The 23645-nt window shown below is 63.2% G+C and carries 17 protein-coding genes; 6 read left to right on the top strand and 11 right to left on the bottom strand.

The features are described from left to right. Positions 1–244 precede the first annotated feature (244 nt). From dusB to lipA, 3 genes are read left to right on the top strand one after another with little or no spacing between them, the layout of a single operon-like run. Positions 245–1225 (top strand): tRNA dihydrouridine synthase DusB, encoded by a 981-nt coding sequence (dusB, locus tag M0534_RS03930; protein WP_282571261.1) that lies wholly within the window; start codon positions 245–247, stop codon positions 1223–1225. Continuing rightward, positions 1225–1611: a J domain-containing protein gene (locus tag M0534_RS03925; protein ID WP_248567104.1), complete on the top strand. Its 387-nt coding sequence runs from the start codon at positions 1225–1227 to the stop codon at positions 1609–1611. Before dusB ends, M0534_RS03925 begins: the two co-directional genes overlap by 1 nt. A gap of 27 nt (positions 1612–1638) precedes the next feature. Next, on the top strand, positions 1639–2640 hold the full coding sequence (lipA, locus tag M0534_RS03920) for a lipoyl synthase (RefSeq protein WP_248567103.1): 1002 nt from the start codon (positions 1639–1641) through the stop codon (positions 2638–2640). Between the two features lie 110 nt (positions 2641–2750). Here the strand turns inward: lipA and M0534_RS03915 are convergent, their stop codons facing one another. The 3 genes from M0534_RS03915 to M0534_RS03905 form a co-directional block, all read right to left on the bottom strand. After that, positions 2751–4145: a PhoH family protein gene (locus M0534_RS03915; protein ID WP_248567102.1), complete on the bottom strand. Its 1395-nt coding sequence runs from the start codon at positions 4143–4145 to the stop codon at positions 2751–2753. Positions 4146–4617: 472 nt separating this feature from the next. Next, positions 4618–5187, bottom strand: a complete 570-nt coding sequence (locus tag M0534_RS03910; RefSeq protein WP_248567101.1) for a chalcone isomerase family protein — start codon at positions 5185–5187, stop codon at positions 4618–4620. Positions 5188–5310: 123 nt separating this feature from the next. After that, positions 5311–6189 carry an AEC family transporter gene (locus tag M0534_RS03905; RefSeq protein ID WP_248567100.1) on the bottom strand — a complete coding sequence of 293 codons (879 nt, stop codon included), beginning with the start codon at positions 6187–6189 and terminating at the stop codon, positions 5311–5313. 251 nt (positions 6190–6440) lie between these two features. Between M0534_RS03905 and M0534_RS03900 the strand changes: the two genes are divergently transcribed. Next, positions 6441–7826 carry a PQQ-dependent sugar dehydrogenase gene (locus M0534_RS03900; RefSeq protein ID WP_248567099.1) on the top strand — a complete coding sequence of 462 codons (1386 nt, stop codon included), beginning with the start codon at positions 6441–6443 and terminating at the stop codon, positions 7824–7826. A 27-nt stretch (positions 7827–7853) separates the two neighbouring features. Here the strand turns inward: M0534_RS03900 and M0534_RS03895 are convergent, their stop codons facing one another. The 5 genes from M0534_RS03895 to M0534_RS03875 all read right to left on the bottom strand — a co-directional run bounded on the left by M0534_RS03895 (position 7854) and on the right by M0534_RS03875 (position 12906). Beyond that, complete coding sequence (locus M0534_RS03895) at positions 7854–8600, bottom strand: DUF3108 domain-containing protein (RefSeq protein WP_248567098.1); 747 nt, start codon at positions 8598–8600, stop codon at positions 7854–7856. A gap of 146 nt (positions 8601–8746) precedes the next feature. Next, the gene (locus M0534_RS03890; protein WP_248567097.1) at positions 8747–9316 is read right to left on the bottom strand and encodes a YajG family lipoprotein; all 570 of its coding nucleotides are present in this window, start codon (positions 9314–9316) and stop codon (positions 8747–8749) included. A gap of 146 nt (positions 9317–9462) precedes the next feature. Further along, positions 9463–10905, bottom strand: coding sequence for a DUF4139 domain-containing protein (locus M0534_RS03885; RefSeq protein WP_248567096.1), 1443 nt, complete (start codon positions 10903–10905; stop codon positions 9463–9465). Between the two features lie 10 nt (positions 10906–10915). Continuing rightward, a complete protein-coding gene (gene mgtE / locus M0534_RS03880) occupies positions 10916–12286 on the bottom strand; it encodes a magnesium transporter (protein WP_248567095.1) in 1371 nt (456 codons plus the stop codon). A gap of 341 nt (positions 12287–12627) precedes the next feature. Then, the gene (locus tag M0534_RS03875) at positions 12628–12906 is read right to left on the bottom strand and encodes a hypothetical protein (protein ID WP_248567094.1); all 279 of its coding nucleotides are present in this window, start codon (positions 12904–12906) and stop codon (positions 12628–12630) included. 162 nt (positions 12907–13068) lie between these two features. Between M0534_RS03875 and M0534_RS03870 the strand changes: the two genes are divergently transcribed. Both M0534_RS03870 and M0534_RS03865 read left to right on the top strand, forming a co-directional pair. Next, positions 13069–13791 (top strand): transglutaminase-like cysteine peptidase, encoded by a 723-nt coding sequence (locus M0534_RS03870; RefSeq protein WP_248567093.1) that lies wholly within the window; start codon positions 13069–13071, stop codon positions 13789–13791. 34 nt (positions 13792–13825) lie between these two features. Beyond that, positions 13826–15751: a bifunctional diguanylate cyclase/phosphodiesterase gene (locus tag M0534_RS03865; RefSeq protein WP_248567092.1), complete on the top strand. Its 1926-nt coding sequence runs from the start codon at positions 13826–13828 to the stop codon at positions 15749–15751. A 72-nt stretch (positions 15752–15823) separates the two neighbouring features. On the opposite strand, the gene M0534_RS03860 is transcribed toward M0534_RS03865, so the two are convergent. The 3 genes from M0534_RS03860 to M0534_RS13710 all read right to left on the bottom strand — a co-directional run bounded on the left by M0534_RS03860 (position 15824) and on the right by M0534_RS13710 (position 23534). Beyond that, the gene (locus M0534_RS03860; RefSeq protein ID WP_248567091.1) at positions 15824–17443 is read right to left on the bottom strand and encodes a retention module-containing protein; all 1620 of its coding nucleotides are present in this window, start codon (positions 17441–17443) and stop codon (positions 15824–15826) included. 239 nt (positions 17444–17682) lie between these two features. Then, positions 17683–18006, bottom strand: a complete 324-nt coding sequence (locus M0534_RS03855; RefSeq protein ID WP_248567090.1) for a tryptophan synthase subunit beta like protein — start codon at positions 18004–18006, stop codon at positions 17683–17685. A gap of 89 nt (positions 18007–18095) precedes the next feature. Then, positions 18096–23534, bottom strand: coding sequence for a retention module-containing protein (locus M0534_RS13710; RefSeq protein ID WP_282571260.1), 5439 nt, complete (start codon positions 23532–23534; stop codon positions 18096–18098). Positions 23535–23645: the final 111 nt, after the last annotated feature.

Below are 23645 nucleotides of genomic sequence, written 5' to 3'. Positions count from 1 at the left end.
GCCGGCGCCCGCCCGTGGTGCCGTATTTTTTCCACCAAGTTATCCACAGGCAGTTGCGCCACGGCTTGGCGAGGGTATCATCGCTCAGGAAATAGTGATTTGTTCCGACTGCCGCGTTGGGCATCGCCACTGCAGTATGTGTGCAACACATTACAGCGCCTTGCCTCGGGGAGAAATGTGGGCACCACGGCAGGCGCGAGAACAAATCGGTAACTTCCTTGGCTTCCTTCCAGATTGTTGGCGCATGCAAATCGGACCCCATCGCTTCCGTGGCCAGGTCGTGCTCGCCCCGATGGCCGGTGTCACCGACCTGCCGTTCCGGCTTCTGTGCCGGCGGCTCGGTGCCGCGATGGCGGTGTCCGAGATGCTGACCGCAAACCCGGAACTGCAGGACAGCCGCAAGACGCGGTTGCGCGCCGAACACGCCGGTGAGCCGGAACCTCGCAGCATTCAGATCGCCGGTGCCGATCCGGCGATGCTCGCACGTGCCGCCCGGCACAACGTTGCTCATGGTGCGCAAATTATCGACATCAACATGGGATGCCCGGCGAAGAAAGTCTGCAACCGGCTGGCCGGTTCCGCACTGCTGGCCGAACCGGGGCTGGTTCGCGATATCCTGCAGGCCGTCATCGAGGCGGTGGCCGTGCCCGTGACCCTGAAAATCCGCACCGGGCCCGATCCGGATCACCGCAATGCCGTTGATATTGCCCGCATCGCCGACGATTGCGGTATCCAGGCGCTGGCGGTGCACGGCCGGACTCGGGCCGAGGCTTACCGTGGCGAGGCTGAACACCAGACATTGCGCGAGGTCCGTCAGGTCTTCCCACGGACCCTGCTGGCCAATGGTGATATCAACTCCGCCGGGCGCGCTGCACAGGTTCTGGCCACCACCGGTGCCGATGGCGTAATGATCGGCCGCGGCGCCCAGGGCCGACCGTGGATATTCCGTGAAATCCAGCATTTCCTGGATACCGGGGAATACCTGCCGACGCCGGCGCAGGACGAAATCGAGCGGCATTTTCTCGACCATGTCCAGGCCTTGCACGGGTTCTACGGCGAACGCCAGGGACTGCGCATCGCTCGCAAGCACATCGGCTGGTATCTGGCCGGCCAGCCCGGCGCGGAATCCAGCCGCAGGCAACTGATGCGGGCGCAGTCCGGGGCCGAGCAGCTGGCCCAGATCCGCGCGCACTTCGCCAGACTCCCGCGGGCCGAGGCGGCCTGATGCAGTCGCTGCGCTGGCTGGCGATGATCATGGGCATGCTGTTCGGCTACAGCCTTGCCGGACCGATTGGTGGTCTTGTCGGCCTGGCGGGTGGCTGGTGGCTGTCGCGCCGCAATGTGCTGCGGGCACCCCCGCCACCGCCGCCCCGGCAGCCGGCCAGGCCCTCGAATAACAGGCTGGTCGCGGCCTACCGGGAACTCGGGATCGATCAGCATGCCTCAATGGACGACGTGCGGACTGCCTACCGGCGGCGACTGAGCCGGACCCATCCGGACAAACTCGCCGCCAGCGGCGCGGACAAGGCAACGCTGGACGATGCGGCCAGGCGGACCCATGCCTTACGCGAGGCCTATGACACAATCCGCAAGGCACGGCGCGGCGAGTAACTGCCGGTCTTGCGGACGGGAGACAGCATGACGCGACTCAAGGACATCCCGGTGGTGGTTGCCAGCGGCACCAAGTTCGAAACCGAACAGGGCTTTCGCGCGATCAAGAACGGGGTCAAGCAGCAGGCCGATGCGGCTCCGGTGCCACGCGGACAGAAGCCACCCTGGCTGCGCGCCCGGATTCCGGCGGGCGCCGGCTACGAGGCGGTCAAGCGCAATGTGCGCGAACACCGGCTAAGCACGGTCTGCGAGGAATCCATGTGCCCGAACATCGGCGAATGCTGGAACGCCGGCACCGCCACCATCATGTTGATGGGTTCGGTCTGCACCCGCGCCTGTCGCTTCTGTGCGGTGGACACCGGCAACCCGAAGGGCTGGCTGGACACGCAGGAACCCGCCAATACCGCCGAATCCGTGCGCCTGATGGGGCTCAATTATGTGGTGCTGACCTCGGTCGACCGGGATGACCTGGCCGATGGCGGCGCCGGGCACTATGCCGCCTGCGTGCGGGCGGTCAAGGCCATGAATCCGGACACCGCGGTCGAGGCCCTGACGCCCGATTTCTGCGGCCGCCTGGCGGATGTCGAGACCGTGGTCGATTCGGGGCTGGACGTGTTTGCCCAAAACGTGGAGACCGTCCGCAGGCTGACCCATCCGGTGCGCGACCCCAGGGCATCCTACGAGCAGACCCTGACGGTGCTGGCGCATGGCAAACGGCACCGGCCCGAGGTGTTGACCAAGACCAGCCTGATGCTGGGGCTGGGCGAGACCGACGACGAGATCCGGCAAACGCTGGAGGATCTGCGCGATGCCGGCGTGGATATCGTGACCTTCGGCCAGTACCTGCGTCCCACCGCGAACCACCTGCCGGTGGAGCGCTACGTGACACCGGACGAATTCGCGCGCTACCGAGAATGGGGCCTGGCCATGGGCTTCCTGGAGGTGGTGTCCGGGCCCCTGGTGCGCTCCAGCTACCGAGCCGACAAGGTGCTGGAGAAGAACAACGTGGGCCTGGGCGACGCCGTCTAGGGAAACACTGATTTATTCGCACGTCTGCGTTGGAGTCCGCATTTTTCCGAGGTAAGGCGCGCTGCGCAGCGCCGCAGTCATTCTGCGGTCAAGCAGCCCTCGGCTTCCTGCTACAACACCGCTTCCGCCTCCAGCGCCAGCCGTGAACGTTCCACGTCCTGCAGGGTGATATGCGCGGCGTGCGGCCAGCGCCGGAACCGCTGCACCAGATAGGTCAGGCCACAGGTGGTCGCGGTCAGGTACGGGCTGTCGATCTGGTTGACGTTGCCGATGCAGACAATCTTGGTATTGCGCCCGGCACGGGTGATCAGGCTCTTGATCTGTTTCGGTGACAGATTCTGCGCCTCATCGATGATCAGCAGGGTGTCGTTGAAGGTACGCCCGCGCATGAATGCCGGCGCCCGGAACAGGATGCGCCCCGACAGCATTTCCCGCGTTGCCGCCGCGGCCCAGCCGTCATCGGTGCGCAGCAGGGTCTCCAGGTTGTCCTGGATACCGCCCATCCAGGGCGCCATCTTCTCTTCCTCGGTGCCGGGCAGGAAGCCGATATCCTCGCCCATGGAGACCGTCTCCCGGGTGACGATGATGCGTTCGAAGCGCCGGTCCTCGTAGACCTGGTGCAGGGCCGCCGCCAGCGCCATGTAGGTCTTTCCGGTACCGGCCACGCCGGCCATCGTGACCAGATCGATCTCGGGGTCGAGCAGGATGTTGAGGGCAAAGTTCTGCCGCGCATTGTGCGCGGTCACACCCCAGACCGCGTGCCGGTCATTGCGGAAATCCCGGCAGACCTCCAGTTCGGCGACGTCACCCTCAAGGCTGCGCACGATCGCCTCGAAGCCGCTACCTTCGCTCTCGCAAACCAGTTGGCCCGCCGTCCAGCCTTCCACCAGCGGTCCATGAACCCGGTACCAGCTGCGGCCGTTCCGGTTCCAGGACTGGACCCCGTCGGAGAGTTGTTCCCAGAAGGCCGAACCGGCAACGCTGACACCGCTGCTCATGGCCTCGATGTCGTCGATCACCCGGTCATTGCGGTAATCCTCGACCGGGATCTGCAGCGCAGCGCACTTGACCCGCAGATTGATGTCCTTGCTGACCAGGATCACGGTCTCGTCGGGACGCGCGTTCTGCAGCGCCTGCACCTCGGCGATGATCCGATTGTCGGCGGAGGACTGATCGAGGGCCGGGTTGAGCGAGACATCGGCAGCCAACGGGAAGTACAAGCGGCCGCTGGCCCCGGCGGCATCCGGATGCAGCTTGACCGGTACGCCCTCACGCACTTGGTCCTGGTCCACCTGGTCCAGCAACAGACCCAGGCTGCGAGTGGCCTGGCGGGCGCTGCGGGACAGATCGGTGGTGCCGCGCTTGAGCCGGTCCAGCTCCTCCAGCACGGTAATCGGGATGATGACGCTGTGTTCTTCGAAACGGCAGATCGAGGCGGGGTCGTGGATCAGGACGTTGGTGTCGAGGACGTAGCTGCGGCGAGCCTTCTTCTCGATTCTGACCATTGCACCTCCAGCAGACGGGTGGCGGTTACGGCGATGCCGTGATTCGAGAATACTCCGTGCAGATGACAGGAACCAGCACGCTTTCGCGTTCCGATTTCACAGCCTTGAATCAAGCAACAACACCTGCAGCCTGGGAGGGACAGTGGAAGATTTTTCCTGGCCCTGTTGGGCCGAAGGCACGTCAGGCCGGGAAAAAACTTGCACTGGCCCGGACGCCAACGGATTGGTGTTCAGCCTATTGGCAGCAAAGCTGACTGCCCGCGGTGCGATGCTGTGGTGCCTCCGATCCGGATGGGGCGACAGGCACTCCCCTCCGGAAACGCGGTAAAACCCTCCCTGGTCGCTCGACGGCCGCTTCCCTGCGGCCGACGTTCCTACGTGGAATGCCTGTCACCCCATCCGAGCAGTCCGCGATGCTCAAGACCTTGCCGACGCTCGAAATCCGTTACTTATATCCAGCGGTCGATCGGCTTCAGCGCTGCCCCAGGAGCTGTCGCTTCAGGCTGCTGGACAGCGGATCCTCGCCCAGCCAGATGCCGAAGTAGGCGCGTGCGAAATCCTCGCCCTCGACATTGCCTACCGCCTCACCATTGAAGTACAGCGTGCCGCCCTCGCCGGGAATGTACTCGAAGGCATAACGGTCACCCTCGCCGACATCCTCGTACAGGTCCGCCAGATAGGCGAAGCGATCCTTGACCTCGGCGTAAGTATCCTCGTCAAGCTGGCGCTCCAGCATCTCCCGGGTTGCCTCGTTGATGTCATCCGCATCGATACTTCGCAGGTATTCGATCTCCAACCGCCGCGGGACATCCTTCTCCAGCACGTCTTCCGGCGTCACGTCCTTCGGTCCGTAAAAACCGGCGACATACACCTTGAACACGCGGGCGTAGCGGGCGGTGCCGTAGCCGTAGAGTTCCAGCGCCTCGCCGTCGACGGTCACTTCCCGATCAAGGCTGACGCCGTCCTGGGTCGCCTTGTCGGCCATGGCCGTCGAGGCCAGAAACAGGACCAGCAGCGTGAATGGCAGCAGTCGATTATGCATTGATCAACCTCAATTGCCGGTCCGGCAGCGTCGCTTGGTCGCGGTGCCGGACGATGAAAAACCCGAACGTTTTCATTCCATGCAGACCACGAACCGCGGATAAGGTGCCGAAACCCCGATCAACTACCCCATAAGCCAGAACAGTAGCGGCGGCAGGGTCAGCACCGACAGCACGGTGGACACCACGACCAGCCCGGCGGTGGTTTCCGGATCGCGGTTGTAACGCACGGCGAACAGGTAATTGAACACCGCCACCGGCATTGCCGACTGCAGGATCAGTACACCGCGGGCCACGCCTTCCATCTGCAACGCCTCGGCGATCAGCACACCGACCAGGACGCCGCCCCCGATCCGCACCAACGACAGCCAGAGCGCCCGCGGCAGGCGGGTGACCCGCAAACGCGCCAGTGACACCCCCAGCATCACCAGCATCAACGGTATTGTGAACGCGCCCAGCAGCGCGGTGGTGCTCTCGAGCCAGACCGGCGGTTGCAGGTCCGCCAGCAGAAACGCCACCGCCACCGCGGTGGCCAGGATCATGGGCTGTCGCCAGAGATGGCTCGCGCTGCCGGAGCCGGCATACAGCCAGATACCGAGCGTGAAATTCACCGCGGAAAACACCGCCAGGACCACGATTGCCAGGGCCAGCCCCTCGTCACCGAAGGCGAACAGGCACAACGGCAGGCCCATATTGCCGATATTGGCGAACATCAATGGCGGCAGATAGGTGCGGAACGGCAAGCGCATCGGTGCCAGCACAGCCAGACCGATCAGACCAAAAGCCGCGATGCTGAACAGGGTCGCCAGCGCCATCTGCCAGAGCTCGTCGGCGGGCAGCGGGACGCCGGTCAGGGTGGAGAAGATCAGGCAGGGCGTACCGACCAGGGTAATCAGATCGGCCATGCCGCGTGTGTCGAACGGGCGTCGTTGCCGCGCCCAGACCCAACCCACGGCAATGCAGAGCAATACGGGGGTGACGACGTTGAACAAGGCCGCGGTCATGGCTGTCCTCAGGAGACCGGCTGACGTCTCGAAAAATGCCGATAGTGCGCCGACAAGGCAGTGTGTACGACGGACGCTATGCGTACACTTGCGTACGCTGGCCTGGTGTCCACACTTCAGGCGGGCTTGAGCCGGGCCGGAAGGCCGCGGCGGCACCATACCGCAAATGCGGGATACGGCGACAGACGCCACTCAGGGAAAGGCTCTGTTCGCCACCATCAGCGTTTCCCTCGTTGTTTCTGGAGACCCGTATGACTCCAAGGCTGGGCATCAGCCTCTGCCTGCTCCTGCTGTTCCTGCTACCGGCCCACCAGGCGGTCGCGGGCACCGTGGTCTGCGATGCAGATGACGGCGGCCTGACATTACCGGAGGGATTCTGCGCACAAGTGGTCGCTGATCGCCTGGGCCACGCCCGGCACCTTGTCGTGACCAGGAACCACGATGTATACGTCGCCATCGCCGACCGCGATGGAGAAACCGGTGGCCTGGTTGGCTTGCGGGACGGCACCGGGGACGGCCGTCTGAACGAACAGATCCGCTTCGGCGAACGCGGCGGCACCGGCATCGCGCTGGAAAGCGGTTACCTGTATTTCGGTGAAGACCGGCGGGTGCTGAGATATCGCCTGCATGCCGACCACCTGGGGCCGGAGGACGATCCGAAGGTGATCGCCCACGATTTCCCGGAGCAGGAACAGCACAGCGCCCGCAGCCTGGTCCTGGACGGTAATGGTGGCCTGTACGTCAATGTCGGTGCGCCGTCGAACAACTGCCAGCGACAGGACCGTCAGCTGGGCTCCCCCGGCCAGGTGCCTTGCCCCGAACTCAATCGCGGCGCCGGCATCTGGCGTTTCGACATCGACCGGAGGGGCCAGGCCCAGCGTGATGCCGAACGGATCGCCAGCGGTATCCGCAATGCCGTCGCCATGGCCTGGAACACCCGGGACGAAACCCTTTATGCGGCACAGCACGGCCGCGACCAGCTGGGCAGCAACTGGCCCCACCTGTATGACGAGGCACAAAACGCAGAGCTGCCCTCGGAGGAACTGCTTCGGGTCGAGCCCGGCAGCAACTTTGGCTGGCCCTACTGCTACCACGACCCGATCCGTGACCGCCGTATCCTCGCCCCGGAATACGGCGGCAACGGCGAAACCGTGCACAACTGCGACACGTTCCCGCAGCCGGAACTGGGCTTTCCGGCACACATGGCACCCAACGACCTGCTGTTCTACCGCGGCACCGGTTTTCCCGAGCATTACCGCAACGGCGCCTTTATCGCCTTTCACGGCTCATCGGACCGGGCGCCGCTGGACCAGCGCGGCTACAAGGTCGCCTTCGTGCCCACCGGCGACGACGGTCGAATCCAGAACGGCAAGGACTGGGAGGTCTTCGCTGACGGCTTCGCGGGCGGCGATACGCCGCCGCGCATGCCGGAAGACGCCCGCTTCCGGCCGATGGGCCTGGCGCAGGGGCCGGACGGCAGCCTCTACATCAGCGACTCCCAGGTGGGCCGCATCTGGCGGGTGCACTACATCGGCGACACGGAACCACGCTCGCGCGGCCTGCGGCGCCAGGCAGAGCGGCTGCTGGAACGGTTTATCGGCAGGGATTCGGAACCCGAAGCAGAGGTCGTACCGTAACGACCGGCCCGAATCACGACACCATTCTCAGTCGCGAATCAGGTCGGTCAGTGTGGCTGTATAGGTCTCGCGATCAATGCGCTCGTGCTGCACCTTGACCGGCACGTACTCCAGTTCCGGCGCGAACCACATGCGCGTGCGGCGGTTGCTGGAACCGCCCACCCGGTCCACCCGGATGGTGTCCAGTTCGCCCTCGCCGGTTTCCACCGTCTCGCGGCCAACCACCTCGAAGTGGTACTCATCCACCTCGCCATCGTCATCGACCACGCTGAAGGTCATTTCCGTCTCACCGGCGCGGACGGCCAGCAGCAGCCGCAACTGGGACAGCAGTTCGTCCATGGTCTCGCCGGGGATGGTCTTTTCCCACTGATCATCACCACGGCTGGTGACACGCTCGTCTTCGGGGTAGAAGAACAGGCGGCGGAACTCGTCGTTGTCACCACGGGCACGCTGCCGGTAGTGATATTCCACCGGCACGATCAGGCCGTTGTCGCCCAGGCGAAATCGGGTCCACTCGTCGATACGCCCGCGCAACACCAGGTCGGCAAGTCCCACGGTGCGACCTTCCGAACGGAATTCGCAGACGCCGTCATCGCAGCGCAGGCTGCGTGACAGTTCGGCCGCACGCAGATTGTTGCGGCGCAGCTCGTAATTGGCGGAAAAGGTCGGCAGGCCGTCCACCGTCGCCTCGCCATTGTCCGATTCGGCGAACAGCGGCGTGCCCGGCACCAGGAGCACACTCAGGACCAGCAGCACGCGCAAAAGGCTCATCATCTTCTCCGCTCCCGTTGCAGTCGCGGCCCAAGCCGGCCGACGCGGACCGCCCGCCGCCCGGCCGGATCACCCATACCATCACCGGTCGGGACTGGATCGTTCATCGGCAGATGTCATGCAGTGGACACGGGCGGCCGCGCATCCGTTCACGGATTGGCGAGGAAATCCATCAACCGATCGTTGTAAAGATTGCGCAGGGCGCCATCGATGGCCTTGTTGATGTATTCCGCGTTATCCCGGGGCGAAGGCCGCACGGTCACCGCATCGGTCTGGGTCGAGCGGCTGCTGCCGGACAGTGAGCGGCCATCGTTGGCCGCATCGAAGGCAAGCTCCACACGGGTGCGGACCTGCCGCGGCACGGCGCTGCTCACGTTATGCTCCAGCTCCCGAATGCGCACGGTAAGCCGGCGATTCGCGGACGAATCCCAGGCCACCGGCCGGAACCCCTTGCGACGCAGCGCCTCCTTCGCAGCCTCGGTCACGACGTCGGAGAGATCCCGATCCGATACCAGGGGCTCGGTTTCGGCAATGCGGCTATCGGCGGTACCCAAGTGAATGCGGTCACGTTCGTTCACCGCCCGCACCGCCACCTCACGACCGACGCCGACATCGGACTCGTCCACCGCACCACTGGGTGACAGCGAGATGACCTGACCGGTGGTCGCGCAGGCAGCCAGCAGAACGGACGTCAGAAGCAACAACAGGACGCGGCTCACGGGAAATCCTCCATGAAGACAGGCGAATGGTTCCGGAAACGCTCTCGGGCGCTGACGCCTGCAGGCTCGGGCCCACGTTTCCTTGCTGCATGCATTATCCGTGAGCAGTGACGCAATGGACAGTCGTACCTGCGCCTGCCACCCACTCAATGACGAATCTGGACCCGGTAGTGCAGTTCCTTGTCACCGCCGGCGGGCACCGTCAGGCGCCAGACCGCCCGGTCCGAGGCAGGCCGCCGATGGTCGCTGCTTTCCTCGAGCATGGTCCATTGCCCGGGGATCCGTTCGATGACCTCGACGGTGGCGTCCTCGTCGCCGGCGTTGCGCAGCGCGACGGTCCAGGCCTGTTCATCCTCGCGCTCGCCCAGGCGGCGGAATTCGCGCTGGGTACGGGTTGCCGTCACGTCGAACACGGTACCCAGGCGCAGTTCGACCTCGGAGCCGGGAGAGCTTGCCGGGATGCGGTCCTGGCCAAGAAATAGCGGCTCCTCCTCGCTGTCCTGCTGGTAGACCCGGGCAGCGCCGGCCGGGAACGGCCAGGCCTGATCGTCATCGTCCGGTGTGACGAACGACAGGTGCAGACTGACCGGCACCCGCTGCTCGCCGACACTGCGACCGCCGGCATGGCCCTCGACCCGATACTGGCGCTCGAACTCCGCCTCCAGCAGCGGGAACAGAGGCACCTGCAGATTCTCGCCGGCCGGCAATGTCACGCGCCGCGGCAAGGTAAAGAGCTGGTAGGGCCCCTCGGCACTGACGCCGACCGCGTCACTGGCCAGCATCTCACGGCGCTGCATCGGGGCCTCGGTCTGCGGGTCACCGGCCAGCAGCCGGATGCGGGCGGCATCGAAATCCAGCGCCGTGCGGTTCTCGAGGCTGGCAAAGGCCTGCATGCGGAGGACGTCGGACTCGAGATCGAGCACATAGTCCGCCTGCCAGGCCAGGCCCTGCGTCTGATACAGGAACTCGACACCCTGGCGTCCTGCCAGCTCGCTTTCCAGGTCAATCCAGAGGCCCTCGGTGCGCTGCATGATGCCGGCATCCGCCGGCAGCACCAGCCGCCACGGGGATCGCGCATCGATGATCTCAAGGGATTCGTCGATGGACACCAGCGGGTCACCGTCGACCAGCGAGACCAGACGCGCCTCCCGGGTCTCGCCATCAATCGCCTCGCCCGGCCGCACGCTGACGGTCTGCCCGACCAGCGACCGCAGCAGTCGCTGGCGTTCCAGTGGTTCCGGCCGGCGCACGGCATGCAGCCGCAGCTCGGCCTCGCCACCCAATCTCAGGCTGGCGCCCAGCATGCGGTCACTGACATCAAGCACATGCAGCGACAGCGGTTCATCCGACAATCCGATCTGGCGCCGGTCGCGCACCAGCGCCGGCGCGTTCTGGTAGATCGTGAGGACCAGTTCCTCGCGGTCATCGGCGGTGCTGCTGACACGGTCCGCGGAATCCAGCGTTTCGCCTGCAACCGCCGAGGGCCGGCCATCCGCCGGCGCCGTCCTGACCGTCTCAGCGGCGACTGCCAGCGGCAGGAGGCCCAAGCCCAGGATCAGGCTGCAGACAGATGATATGGCACGGCGCATTGGCGGCTCCCTAACCCGGTGGTGGCAGTGTCAGCAAGGTGGTTGCTATCGAAAAGTAGATGAGAATGCCGGCGATGTCCGCGATACAGGTTATCAGCGGCACACTGGCCGTGGCCGGATCGAACCGGGCCAGGCTCAGCAACAACGGCAACGCCATGCCCACCAAGGATCCCATGACTACCACCATAGCCATAGCCAGGGCCACGACCAGGGCCACCTCCGGTCCGCCGCGCCACAGGCCGATGGCCGAAACCGCCAGGCCCATGGTAATGCCCAGGCCAACGCCGACCAGCAATTCCTTGCCGAAAAGACGCGTCCAGTCGCGCATCGTGACATCGCCGGTGGCCATCGAGCGCACCATCAGTGTTGCCGTCTGCGCGCCGGCGTTACCGCCGCTGGCAACAATCATCGGCAAGAAGAACACCAGCGCGATCACCGCCTCGATGGTGCTTTCGAAAATGGCGATCGCCGCACCGCTGAAGATGTTGACGAATACCAGTGTCACCAGCCAGCCGACCCGCTTGCGGTACAGCAGCGCCGGGCTGGCTTCCCGGACGCTCAGGGTCAGGGCGCCTACCGACCCCATCTTGTGGAAGTCCTCGGTGGTCTCCTCGGTGGCCACGTCCATGACGTCATCGATGGTGACAATGCCGAGCAGTACGCCGGCATTGTCGGTCACCGGCAGCACTTCCAGGTCATAGTGCTGCATGGCACGGACCGCGGCCTCCCGGTCCTCGGCTGCGTTCACGCTGACGAAGTAGCCGGGCAGGATGCTGTCAACAATCTCGTCCGGCTCGGCGAGGATGAAACGGCGCAGTTCGGCCACGTCGACCAGCCGTTCCTGCTCGTCCAGAACCATGACGGTATTCACCGTCTCGCCTTTCTTCCCCTCCTGGCGAATGTGGCGCAGCGCCTCGGCGATGGTCCATTCCGGCTGCACCGCGACATAGCGCGGCGTCATGAGGCGACCGACACTCTCCTCCGGATAGTGCAGCAACGAAAGCGCCAGGCGGACGTCTTCGGGTTTAAGCAGCTTCAGCGTCCGCTCGGTCTGCTCCGGGTCCATTTGTTGCAGCAGGGCGGTACGGTCATCCGGCAGCAGGTGCGTGAGCACGTAGCGGCCCTCGCGGTTGCTCAACTGGGCAAGGATGCTCTCCTGCTGGGCGGGTTGCAGGTAGGAGAAGACAGGGACCCAGCGCTCCTGCGGTATCTGCCGGAACACCTTGACCCGGGTGTCCGGCTCGGTCAGTTCGCCGAGCAGGCCGGCGATGTCCTGCACGTGGAGGCTGTCGAACTCCTCGGTCACATCGGACCAGGCCTCGTCACGAATCAGATCAAGCAGGGAATCCTTGAGCTCGACGACGTCTTCACGATCTTCCATTGCGCACGCTCCGGCAGAGGGTTCTGTCAGGCGGACAGGAGCGACGGCCCGGAGGCATTCCAGGGGCACGGAACCGGGAGGCAAGGGGCATGAGCCGCAAGGGCCACCGATGAAAGCTCGGTGTATTGTCAGGCGCAGCCGCTGTCAGATCAGCGGAAAGCAGCCTGCGACGAGAGAAGGGAAATCCGTATCAGGAACTGCTTACCGCTGTACTGTGCAATCCAGTCCGCATGCGGGACTACTGGGAATGTCCAAGGGTCACTCCTGATCCGGAAACCATGGAAATTGTTAGGCCCCGGCGCAGATAAGTCAACGCCGGGGCGACCGGGGAAATGCCGCAATCACTCCTCGTAGACGTCCTCGTCCCCCTCGCCGCCCAACAGGGCCAGCGAGCGTTCCAGGGCATCCATCGCCTCTGCATGCTTGCCTGCGTCGTGATAGCGCTCGCCGTCCTCACGCAGGGCCTTGGCCTCGGCCAGCACGTCGGCTTCGACGTGACTGGGCACTTCGTCGCCCTCGAGGATGGCATCAATCTCGGCCATCACACTAGGGCAGGCATGGGCCCAGGCCACGGAGCCGAACGCAATACCGAAAAGCAGGGTCAACAGGCGCATCTTCATTGCAATTATCTCCTCATCACTCGATTCAGTGGGTGTCCTGAAGTCTGGTGTTCCCTTGAGTCTGGCATCCCGACAGGCCCTGTCCAGAAATTCCCACATCTGTGACGGAGGGCGGGGAAAAAATGCCTTAACCGAATAGACTGGCGAAAAACGAGGGTGTTCATGCCAGGCAGTCGTTTCATGCACGAGTTCTCCGCACGTTCCCTGGTCCGACTGCTTCTGCTGTCCGGCCTCGTGCTGGTCATGGGACTCGGTCTCCGGCTGTCGCAGGCCGAGCAGGCTGCACGTATCGACTTCGATGTCATGCGCGGCGCCATGCAGGAGCGCTACGGCAGCCAGGGGGTCGAGGCGGTCAATGCCTGGGAAAGCCTGCTGCGTGAGCTTGACGGCCGCCCCGTGCGGGAACAGTTGCGTGACGTCAACCGTTTCTTCAACGAACGGATCAGGTTCGGCGAGGATCAGGACGTCTGGGGCAAACCGGATTACTGGGCAACGCCGCTGGAGAGCCTGGGCGAGGGGCGCGGAGACTGCGAGGACTACTCGATCGCGAAGTACGTAAGCCTGCGCATTCTCGGCGTGCCCAATGAACAGCTCCGCCTGATCTATGTCCGCGCTCGAATCGGCGGCCGCTACAGCAGCGTCTCGCAGGCCCACATGGTGCTCGGCTATTACCCGACAAGCGACGCCGAGCCGCTGATCCTCGACAACCTGGTAGGCGAGGTTCGGCCGTCGGCAGAGCGCGACGATTTGCAACCGGTTTTCAGTTTCAACAGCGACGGACTCTGGACGCCCGGGGCCCGCAGTTCACAGGCCGACCCGACCGCGCGAATATCCCGCTGGGGCAACGTCCTGCAACGTCTGGAACAGGAAGGTTTCCGCCAATGATCCGGCCCGACGTGTACCGCCAGGAGGCATCCGCATGTCACTGACCAAGCAACTCTGGCTTGCCATTCTCATCACCGTGGTGCTGTTCCTGGTGGGCAGCATTGTCATCAGCACGCTTTCCGCGACCCGCTACCTGGAACAGGAACTGCGGGTCAAGAACATGGACAACGCCTCCTCGCTGGCCTTGTCGATGACCCAACTGGAAAAGGACCCGGTGCTGATCGAACTGATGCTGGCTGCACAGTTCGACACCGGACACTACGAACGCATCCGGCTCAGCGACCCTGACGGCGAAACCATCGTGGACCGCCGGCAGGATCGGGAACCCTATGAGGGCCAAGTGCCGGAGTGGTTTGCGAACCTTGTCGGCATGGATATCGAGCCGGGCCGGGCGCTGGTGCAGGACGGCTGGCGCCAGTACGGCACGCTGGAGGTGAAAAGCCACGCCGGCTACGCGCTGGAGAGTCTTTGGCAGGGCATCCTGCAACTGATCGGCTGGTTCGTGGCGCTGGGGCTTGCCGCCGGACTGCTCGGCACCTGGCTGCTGGGACGCATCACCAGCCCGCTGGTGGATGTGGTTGACCAGGCCGAGGCCATCGGCGATGGCCGTTTCGTCACCTCTAACGAACCCAGGACGCTGGAATTCAAAAGCCTGGTCCGGGCCATGAACCGCCTGTCGGACAGGATTCGAAACATGCTGCGCGAGGAAGGCCTGAAACTGCACAGTCTGCGGCGGCAGGCCCAGCTGGATCCGGTGACCGGCACCGCGAACCGGGATTATTTCATGAACCATCTGGATGCGGTGGTCACCGGCGAGCACTCGACCAGCCTCGGCATGCTGCTGTTACTTCGGGTCGGTGACCTGGAACAGATGAACCGCGTTGCGGGACGCCAGGACACGGATGTCATGCTGCGCAAGCTTGCGGCGGCACTGGAGCAGGCCGCCGGCGACCAGCCCCAGGCACTGGTGGGCAGGCTCAATGGCAGCGATTTCGGGCTGCTGATGCCGGATTTCGACGAACAGTCCGAGGCCCTGGTGGAGGCAGTCAAGTCCCGTATCGCACCAATTCTGTCAGAAGTGAAAGCCGGTCACCGGCCGTCGATCTCGATGAGCCTGGCGCAATACCAGAACGGCCAGAGCTGCGCTTCGCTGCTGGCAGCGGCGGATTCGGCGCTGGCGGTGGCGGAACAGCGCGCAGATGGCGAGGCAGAGACGGCGCCTCCCGAGATCGGCGAGCAGGCGCACCCCCGTACGACCGTGGAATGGCGTGAGGTTATCGAGGGCGCGCTCGATCAGTACGGCCTGGAACTGGCCGAGTTCCCGGTCGTGGACCTGCACGGCCGAACACTGCACCGGGAGTGCCTGGCCCGCCTGCATCTGGACAACCGGCTGCAACCGGCCGGTTACTTCATCCCGTGGGCAGCCCGCCTTGGGCTGCTGGCGCGGGTGGACCGGGATGTTGTCAACGTGGCGCTGGCCCGGCTGCAGACACCCACCGCCGGACCACTGGCCATCAATCTGTCGCCGCAGACACTGGAGGATCCGGCCTTTTGCCTGGAGCTGGCACGTCGTCTGAACGCCGCCCCGTCGCTTGCCTCGCGTCTGCTGGTGGAGATTCCGGAGCATGCGGCGCTGCGCCATCTGGAGAGTTTCCGCAGCCTCTGCCTGAGCCTGCGCGTGGCCGGCTGCCAGATCGGCATGGAGCACGTCGGTCCGGATTTCCACCGCATCGCCGACCTGCACGATCTCGGGCTGCATTACATCAAGGTGGCACCGGCACAGATCCGCGATATCGACAGCAATACGGCGCAGCAGGCCTTCCTGCGCGGGCTGTGCACGGTGGGCCACGCAATCAACCTGACCATCATCGCCGAGGGCGTGCGCACCGAGGCGGAACGCGACTGCATCCGGGATCTGGGCATCGATGGCTATACCGGACCGCTGGTGGGACCGGCCTGAGGCCTTACCGAGACAACAAAAAAGCCCGCTGCAGCAGCAGCGGGACCTGACGTCTGAAGTAAAATTGCTGACTCAGGTATCCGTTGTCAGCGGGGTCACCGGCAGATCCGCATCCTGGGAACCGGGGCCGTCGATGAAAGCGTACTCCGGCAGCTGGGCATCCTGATAGCCCCGACCCTGCTGGCCGCTGGCGTCAGACGTCTGCTCATCACCGCCCGGAATGAGAGACTCCTGTTCCGAAGCCAGCAGCTCGTTCTCCGTAAGCGGCTGCTCATCCCCGCCTTGCGGGCCGCCGGTCAGCAGATCCTGCCCGGCGGGCTCGTCCTGAGCGAGCAGAACTGACGGTTCCTCGCTGTCGTAAAGGAAGGGCTCATCGAAATCAGCGAGCAGCGCCAGATCGAGGCTCTCGGCATCATTCTCGACCGCTTCCCCGAACGCCGCCAGACTTACCGGCTTGACGGCAAAACTCGAGCCACTTCCGCCGTCAAATGCGATGTAGAGAAAGCCCGTGGCGCCGCCACCACTATCAAAGCTGATGGTGGCGAGTCCGTTCCCGTCGACCTCCTCGGCCAGCGAGAAGCTTTGATTGCTTCCACCAACGCGCGCGCCATTCTCGTCGTAGAGCGAATACTGCGCCCCCCCGATGTCACCGCGGAACTCGAACGTCGCGCTGCCCGCCAGTTCCGTCAGCTTGATGACGACACTTTCAGTGTTGTTGATGACGGTCGGATCCCATTGCGCCACATTCTCCGAGGCCGTGTGTCTGACCCCGTAGAAGCCGTCCCCATCGATAGTCAGCTCTGCATTTCCACGCGACACGGGGTTGCCGTCGCCATCCAGGGCGTTCTGTTGCAGGCCGTTGGCGTTTGCGTAACTACCACCCGTCGCATTGGGATTCTGGGAAGCACCCTGCCCGGAACGGTACGCCCCCGCCGCCTCGACAATGATCTCCGGCTCCTCCGGGGTCTCCGGATCTTCGTCGCCCGGATCTTCGTCGCCCGGATCCTCGTCGCCCGGATCCTCGTCGCCCGGATCCTCGTCGCCCGGATCCTCGTCGCCCGGATCCTCGTCGCCCGGATCCTCGTCGATCGGATCTTCGTCGATCGGATCTTCGTCACCCGGCGGCAGGATGATCTCCGGTTCTTCAGTTTCATCCTCTACAACGGGCGGCGTGACCACCGGGGCCGGTGTCCCGGCGACGGTTTCGGCAACTGCCTCGAGCTGGGGCAGGACTTCGGCAACCGGCGTGGAACCCGCCAGGTTCTGCGGAAAAGCGAATGCGAGATCGCCAGTCTGTTCGACGATGCGCGCAAGCTGCACGAAGCTGCGGCCGCCTCCACCATCGGCACCACCGGGTCCGGCCGCGGCCGGATCCAGCACTTCCAGCAGATCCTCGCCCGCCTCCAGCGCCTCGATTACCTGCGCCACGGCGGCATCCGTGACCACCGACTCATCCTCGGTCGGCGGTTCACGGCCGGCGAGTTCGCGGCTCATCAGGGTTTCCTGGTTGGCCTCGACCACAAAAGGCTGGCCATCCAGGGAATCCAGCGTAATGCGCGCACCCTCGCCGGTGATGATGATCTCGTTCTCAAAGATTTCGTCGCCCACGGCAAGAACGCGCTCCGAGCCATCCGGCGCACGCGCAATCACCTCACCCTGGACTGCAACCACCAAAGCAATCACTTCGGCCATCACAGCATTCCTCATACAGGGTGTCTGATCGATGACCCCGCGGGCGCGGAGCAGTCAGGACAACCCGGTGGACGACGGCTACCGTTGCCGTCGTCGGACCCGCGCCGATACGCCTTGGTCTGATTGCATTAATAGGGCCGGTCGGAAAAATGCGCTATTGGACTGAAGTACAGGTAAGGGGAGGGAAGTCAGCGACTTGGGGTGGAACATCAGTTGAACCGAGGGATCAGTGGCAAATCTCAGAAATCGTCGTCGAGCAGATTCAAGCCGCGATGCTGCAAACGCAGCGACTGGCGTTTACTGAGTTTCTCCTGGGCGGCTTCGGGCAGGTCGGTGAAGGTGATCACCCCGCGGTCGATCAGCAGATCGACCAGGTCCTCGATGACCCGGACCAGTTCCAGGTCGGTTTCGGTGAGTTGCTGCTGCCGCGCATCACCGCTGCCGTGGGCCGCCAGGAATGCGACGAGTTCCGCCGAGTCGGGCTTCAGTTCCTCTTCGAAACCAGCCAACGGCTCCCGGCTCACCGCCGAGATGCGACCTTCCGAGTCACGCTTGACGAACATGGGTATCCTCCTTTGGCGAGCAGGATAGCAGACAATAAAAAACCACCACTGCGAGGCAGTGGTGGTTTGAAGAGGATCAGCGATAAGAGTCAGCCGTTGCTTTCGCTGTCGACTTTTAGCTGGCCCTCCGCAATCATCTGCGCGACGATGTCGGCTCCGTTGTTCACCGACGCTTCGAACCCTTCGAGAGTGATGATCTGATCCGCATCCGAGGCCGGCTCACTGCCCAAGCCACCAGCGGTACTCACCTTGATCACGGTGTTGCCTTCGCCATCGGTACTGGCCTGCAGATAATCACTGAGGTTCTCGTTGTTTTCACCAAGGTCGGCATCCCGCAAAAGATCGGCGAGGTCGAGGACGTTGCTCCCGTTGCTGAAGTCCGTCACCACATCATTCGCGGCTTCCCCGGCAGCGCCCTGGTCGCCATCATTCCAGCGGAAGATGTCGTCACCGTCGCCGCCGGTCAGCGTGTCGTCACCCGGGCCACCGACGAGGATATCCAGACCGTCACCGCCTTCCAGCGTGTCACCGCCATCCGTTCCGAACAACACGTTGACGCTGTCGGAAGGATCATTGATCTGGATGGTCAGCGCCGCCTGGGCGGAATTGCCATTGGGCTGCACCAACTGATAGGTGAAGGTTTCGACACCACCGATGTTCTCGGCATTGGCCTCCGGCGTGTAGATGTATGCCCCGTTGCCACTGATTTCCAGTGAGCCGAAGCGACCAGCCACCGTGACCGGATCGTCGTTCACCGGCGTAAAGTCATCGCCATCAAGGATCTGCAACTCGGCATCGGCCGGACGCACATCCGGGGCGCCATCGGGACCCAGGTCGGTGATAATGTTGCCGGTTACAGCCTGAGCCTCCGGCACCTGCTCTGGCGGCAGGATCGTGATCAGTTCCAGGTCGGTAATGGAGGCGCTGGCGGACCCAAGAAAGCCCCAAGAGATGGAGGCATCAATCTCAAGCTCGTATTCGCCGCTTGGCAAATCCTCGGACTGGAAGTCACCTTGGCCGCTGGCAATGGCCTCATTCTCACCGTCTCGATACAGCGTCCAGCTCAAGCTGCTGTTACTGGTTACCGACACACCAAAACTCAATACTCCGGTTGCATCAGAAGGAACTTCGAACAGGAGTTCATCGCTTGTGCTTTTGGAGCCGCTAAAAAAGCCACCGCCGCTGAGGGAGAACTGCGCGTCATCAGGCGTCGCATCCACCGGCTCCTGCTCCACCTCGCTCAGCGTGATGCTGGCCTCGGAGCTGTTGTCAGATGCCGCCAGGTTCTGCACGTCCACGCTGCCGGACGTCCAGGCGCTTTCCATGCCCTGGTCCGAGATTGCCCGCGTATTCACCGAAATTGACTCGGCACCGTCCAAGGGACGGACCTGAAGGTCGGCAATGTCCTCGCCATCGAGTTCGTAGAAGCCGTCGTCATTCAGCGTCAGCGGGTTGCCGTTCTGCACCAGCGTCCCGCCTTCCACATCCACCAGGAAGGTTTCGATGGAACCCTCGTCAATCGAGCCGGAGAGCGTCACCGGATAGACGAAGGAGGCAGCCATCAGGCTCGCCGAGATGTCCGAGACGTTGACGATCTCGTCCACATGTGTGGAGGTCACGCGGAACTCCAACTCCACCTTGCCGTTTTCATCCAGCACCACGTCGAAGCTCGGCGACTCCGGATCGAAAACCGTGTCGTCGCTGTTGTGCGGATCGTAGTAGTTGAACTTTTCCAGCAGAGCGTCGTTGGCAAAGACTTCGAACATGTCCTCGGTGCCTCCGCGACCGGTTTCACCGTCTTCCCAGCCACCGAAGGCTTGGTGCGTCCAGGAGACGGTGACGATCTGCCCGGCCTTGTCCGCACCGAAATCCAGCGTTGCGAAGCCGCTATCCACGCCCGGGTTCTGCGAGTCGAAGAAATTGTCGCCGGAGCCACCAACGGGCTCGTCGGAGCCCAGGTTCTCGAAACTGCCCGGGACCGTAACGGTCTCGAAGTCGATCTCCCGATCCACATCCACGGTGGCTTCTGGAATCGGCAACGGATCCGGTGCCGGTTCTTGCGCCAGGTCGGGACCCACCGGTGTGAAATCGATGACGAAATCGGAATCGGCGAGGTCACCGTCACCATCCACCACCGTGACGTCCACCGGCAGTTCGTAATTCAGGTTGGCATCCTGATAGGTGCCACTGAAGTCATTGACACGGTAATTGCTCTGGTTGTCGCTATGTCCAAGGAAGCGGACCTCATCGAATCCGGAAGCAAAATCGATGCTGTTACCTGTTCCCTCCCCGACTTTCCCACCATCACGGTAGATTTCCCACTTTGCAGTCTGGGAGTTTCCTTGACCGCGAGACGCAGTAAAACTGAGCTCGGTCAGCACCTGATCAAAGTTGGCAACCAGCGTGTCGCCATCGGAGATCAGGTTGTTTGAACCACCAATCCCCTGATTCGACCAGTTGACATTCCCGCCTTTCAGCATCGTGAACTGTGCGGTGAGATCGGTTCCATCCAGAGTCAGATCCAGTGCGACGCCGCCGCCTTTCTTGGACGGAACCTTGGCATCGACAAAGCTCGTTGCTACCGCATCCAACTCCTGAATCACGTTGACAGTGTAGTCGCCGGATTCGATATCGAAGTCGATAGTGAACACTGGATCATCACTGTTCTCGCCCTCTTTGAAGGCGATCAACTGCTGCGCATCCTGATCGAATTCGTACTGCAGCTTACTGCCACCGGAAGTCAACAGCGTTGACTTGCTGGCTCCGTTTTCTGTGTATTGCACCTCGATGAAGCCAGCGGAATTCTCCTGCAGGGTCACGTTCTGAACCGACGCGCCCTCGCTGTCCGCGCCGATGGTCAGGTTCAGGTCACCGGAGAAATTGCTGCCTTCGGCGGCCGACAACGCCGCATCGTCAATGCCGCCCTCTTCAAATTCCGGCACGTCATCGACGATGGTGATGTCGACGGAGTTTTCGGCTGTGCGGTTGGCGTTGTCCGTGACGGTGACGTCGATGACATCCTTTTCGAGTTCATCACGTCCCTGTTCGGGGTGATCAGCCGTTTCGGTGAGCTCGTAGCTGTAGTTAACGGTGTAGGTGCCGTTTTCATTGTCGGTGAAGCCGGTGATCGACAGCACACCCTTGGTGGTGGTGACGGTCAGGGGCTCTGACTCGGCGGCATCTTCGAGCTGACCGAGATCGAACGAGGCGCTGAAGTCTGTTCCGGCGTCCGTGTCCCCGCCGGCGAATGCCAGGCTGGCCACGCCTGCGGCGGCGATGATGTTGAAGCTGCCGTTGTCGGTGTTGCCGTTGTCGGGGCCCACCCGGGTGCCGCCTTCGAGGAAGGCTTCGTAGACGGTAGCGTCGCCGCCATCGCCGACCAGACCCTCGATACGCGGGCCGTCGAACTCGAGTAGCTCGGCGGAGATATCGAAGGTGAGGTTGGTGTCGACAGTGTCTCCGTCACCGTCGGTGAGCACATAGGTGAACACATCCTGTGGGCTACCAGCCTCAAGCACGGCCGCGCCGGCGTCGTCTTTCAACGTGTAGGTATAGCTGAAACTGCCCTCACCATCGTCGGTGACCACCAGGCTGCCGTAGGTGCCTTCAATGGTCAGTTCCGTCGCGGCCTCGGCGAAGCCCACAAGGCTGCTTTCATCACCGACAATGCCGAACTGGATGGCGTCGTCATCAGCCGGACCGTCGGCACCCCAGTCGGCATCGAAGGAGCCGGAGGCCTTGGGTGCGTCGACAGACTCGCCGTCACTATCGACGAAGTTCTGATCGATTTCGCTGACCAGGACGCTCAGAGCAGCCTCGGCATCCTTATTGTCCACCGGCACATCATCGACGATCGTGACATCTATTTGAGAGGTCGCAGTATTCCCCGCCACCTCAACGCTAACGTCAATCGGATCTTTCGAAATCTGGTCCCGTGGCACTTCGGAACTGTGTTCGAGACTGTTCTCAGTGAGCAGATAATCGAAAGTCAGGTCGTAAACACCATCACTGACCTCCTCGAAGTTTGTAAGGGTTACCTCACCTTTTTCCGTGGAAATCACGCCGACGCTGGGCAGGTCGTTTGCCAAAGTCGAGAATTCGACCTTCTGACCGGCGATACTTACTGATGTGAAGCCGCCCGCGGAATCGATGCGTATGACCCCTGAGTCAGTCGGTTCACCCTCACCGGCGGCTGTTCCGTTATCGAGGAAGCGTTCGTCGACAAGAAGCGCTTCCGACTCCAGACCATAATCGATCTCTACGGACGGAAGGTCGAATCCGGAAGCACTGCTACCAGTGGCCTCGCCACGCCCATCATCAAAAGTCACCGAAGCGGTATATTCCGCACCGTCTTCCAGATCCAGGGCGTTCAAATCGTCTTCGCTGGCTTCCCAGAAACCATTCGCGTCGGCAACGACGTCGAACGACACATCTTCGAAGCCTTCAGGCCCGCTGATAGTCACGGTGATGGTTTGATCGAGCGTGGATTCCGTGCTGACGGAGCCGTTAAGTACGATGTCAGGGGAGCCTTCGCCGTCTACGAAGCCGGATGCGGTCACGTTGAAGGTGATGTCGGCCATCGGCGCGTCGAAGATTTCGCCGGTGGTCGTGTCGGTCTGCGTATCGCCGTTCGGGTCGGCAACGCTCACATCAACAGTCAGCTCACCATTAACTAAGCTGGACAGGTCGATGCCGTCAACTGCATAGCTGCCGTCTTCCTGGACCGTTACCGGACCATCGACTTCCAGGGTGTTGCCGTCACTGTCAGTGATGACAATCGTCACCTCATTGCCAGCAGGGACATTCTCGGTCGTGCCGGAAATGCTGCCTTCGAGCCCCGTGGAGTCCGGGTTCCTCGGTGCCAGGCGCACGTCGTCACCAACATCTCGCTCGCCGCCCTCGACAGCAAAGGCTTCAAGCACCGGGCGGTCGGGAATTTCCAAGTTGGTGGCAAAACCCACTTCGAAAAGCACCGAGATGCTTCCCGATGCCGGCGTTTCAGCGGGCGGTTCGGGTTCGGTGGACGGCGTGGTTTCGTCTTCCGCCACTTCGGTAAAGAGTTCTTCCTCGGAACCGGTAAATGCACCCGGTTCGTTCTGTCCGAAAGCAAAGCTCAAGTCACCGGTGAGCTCGCTGATGCGGGCGAGCTGGACGAAGCTGCGGCCGCCGCCGGCACCGTCGCCGCCGCCCGGGCCGGCAGCCGGGTCTTCCAGGACCTCCAGCAGGTCCTCGTCGCCTTCGAGGGCCTCAAGCACTTCCGCAACGACGTCGTCATCGGTGACTGCCTCGTCATCGGTCGGCGCGGTGTCCTGGGCAAGCTCGATCGACGCGGTGAGTTCTTCATCTTCGGTCATGACATAGAAGCCGCCATCGACGAAGTCGAATTCGACGCGTCCGCCGGCGCTGGTGATGATGACCTCGCCTTCGCGGATCTCGTCGCCGATCTGGAGGACCCGTTCGGAGCCATCCGGCGCCCGTGCAATGACCTCACCCTGGATAAACGTCACCGTCGCAATCACATCACCCATGACACCATTCCTCTTGTTCTCGGTTCCGCCGGCATCAGGCCGCGCGTATGTGCTGTCCGGATCAACAAACTGGTGCTGATAGGCAACACCCTAGGAAAGGAGGCAAGCAGT

It is taken from the genome of Methylonatrum kenyense, assembly GCF_023195885.1.
In the GTDB taxonomy this organism is placed as follows: domain Bacteria; phylum Pseudomonadota; class Gammaproteobacteria; order Nitrococcales; family Aquisalimonadaceae; genus Methylonatrum; species Methylonatrum kenyense.
This window is presented reverse-complemented; position numbering and strand designations above follow the sequence as displayed.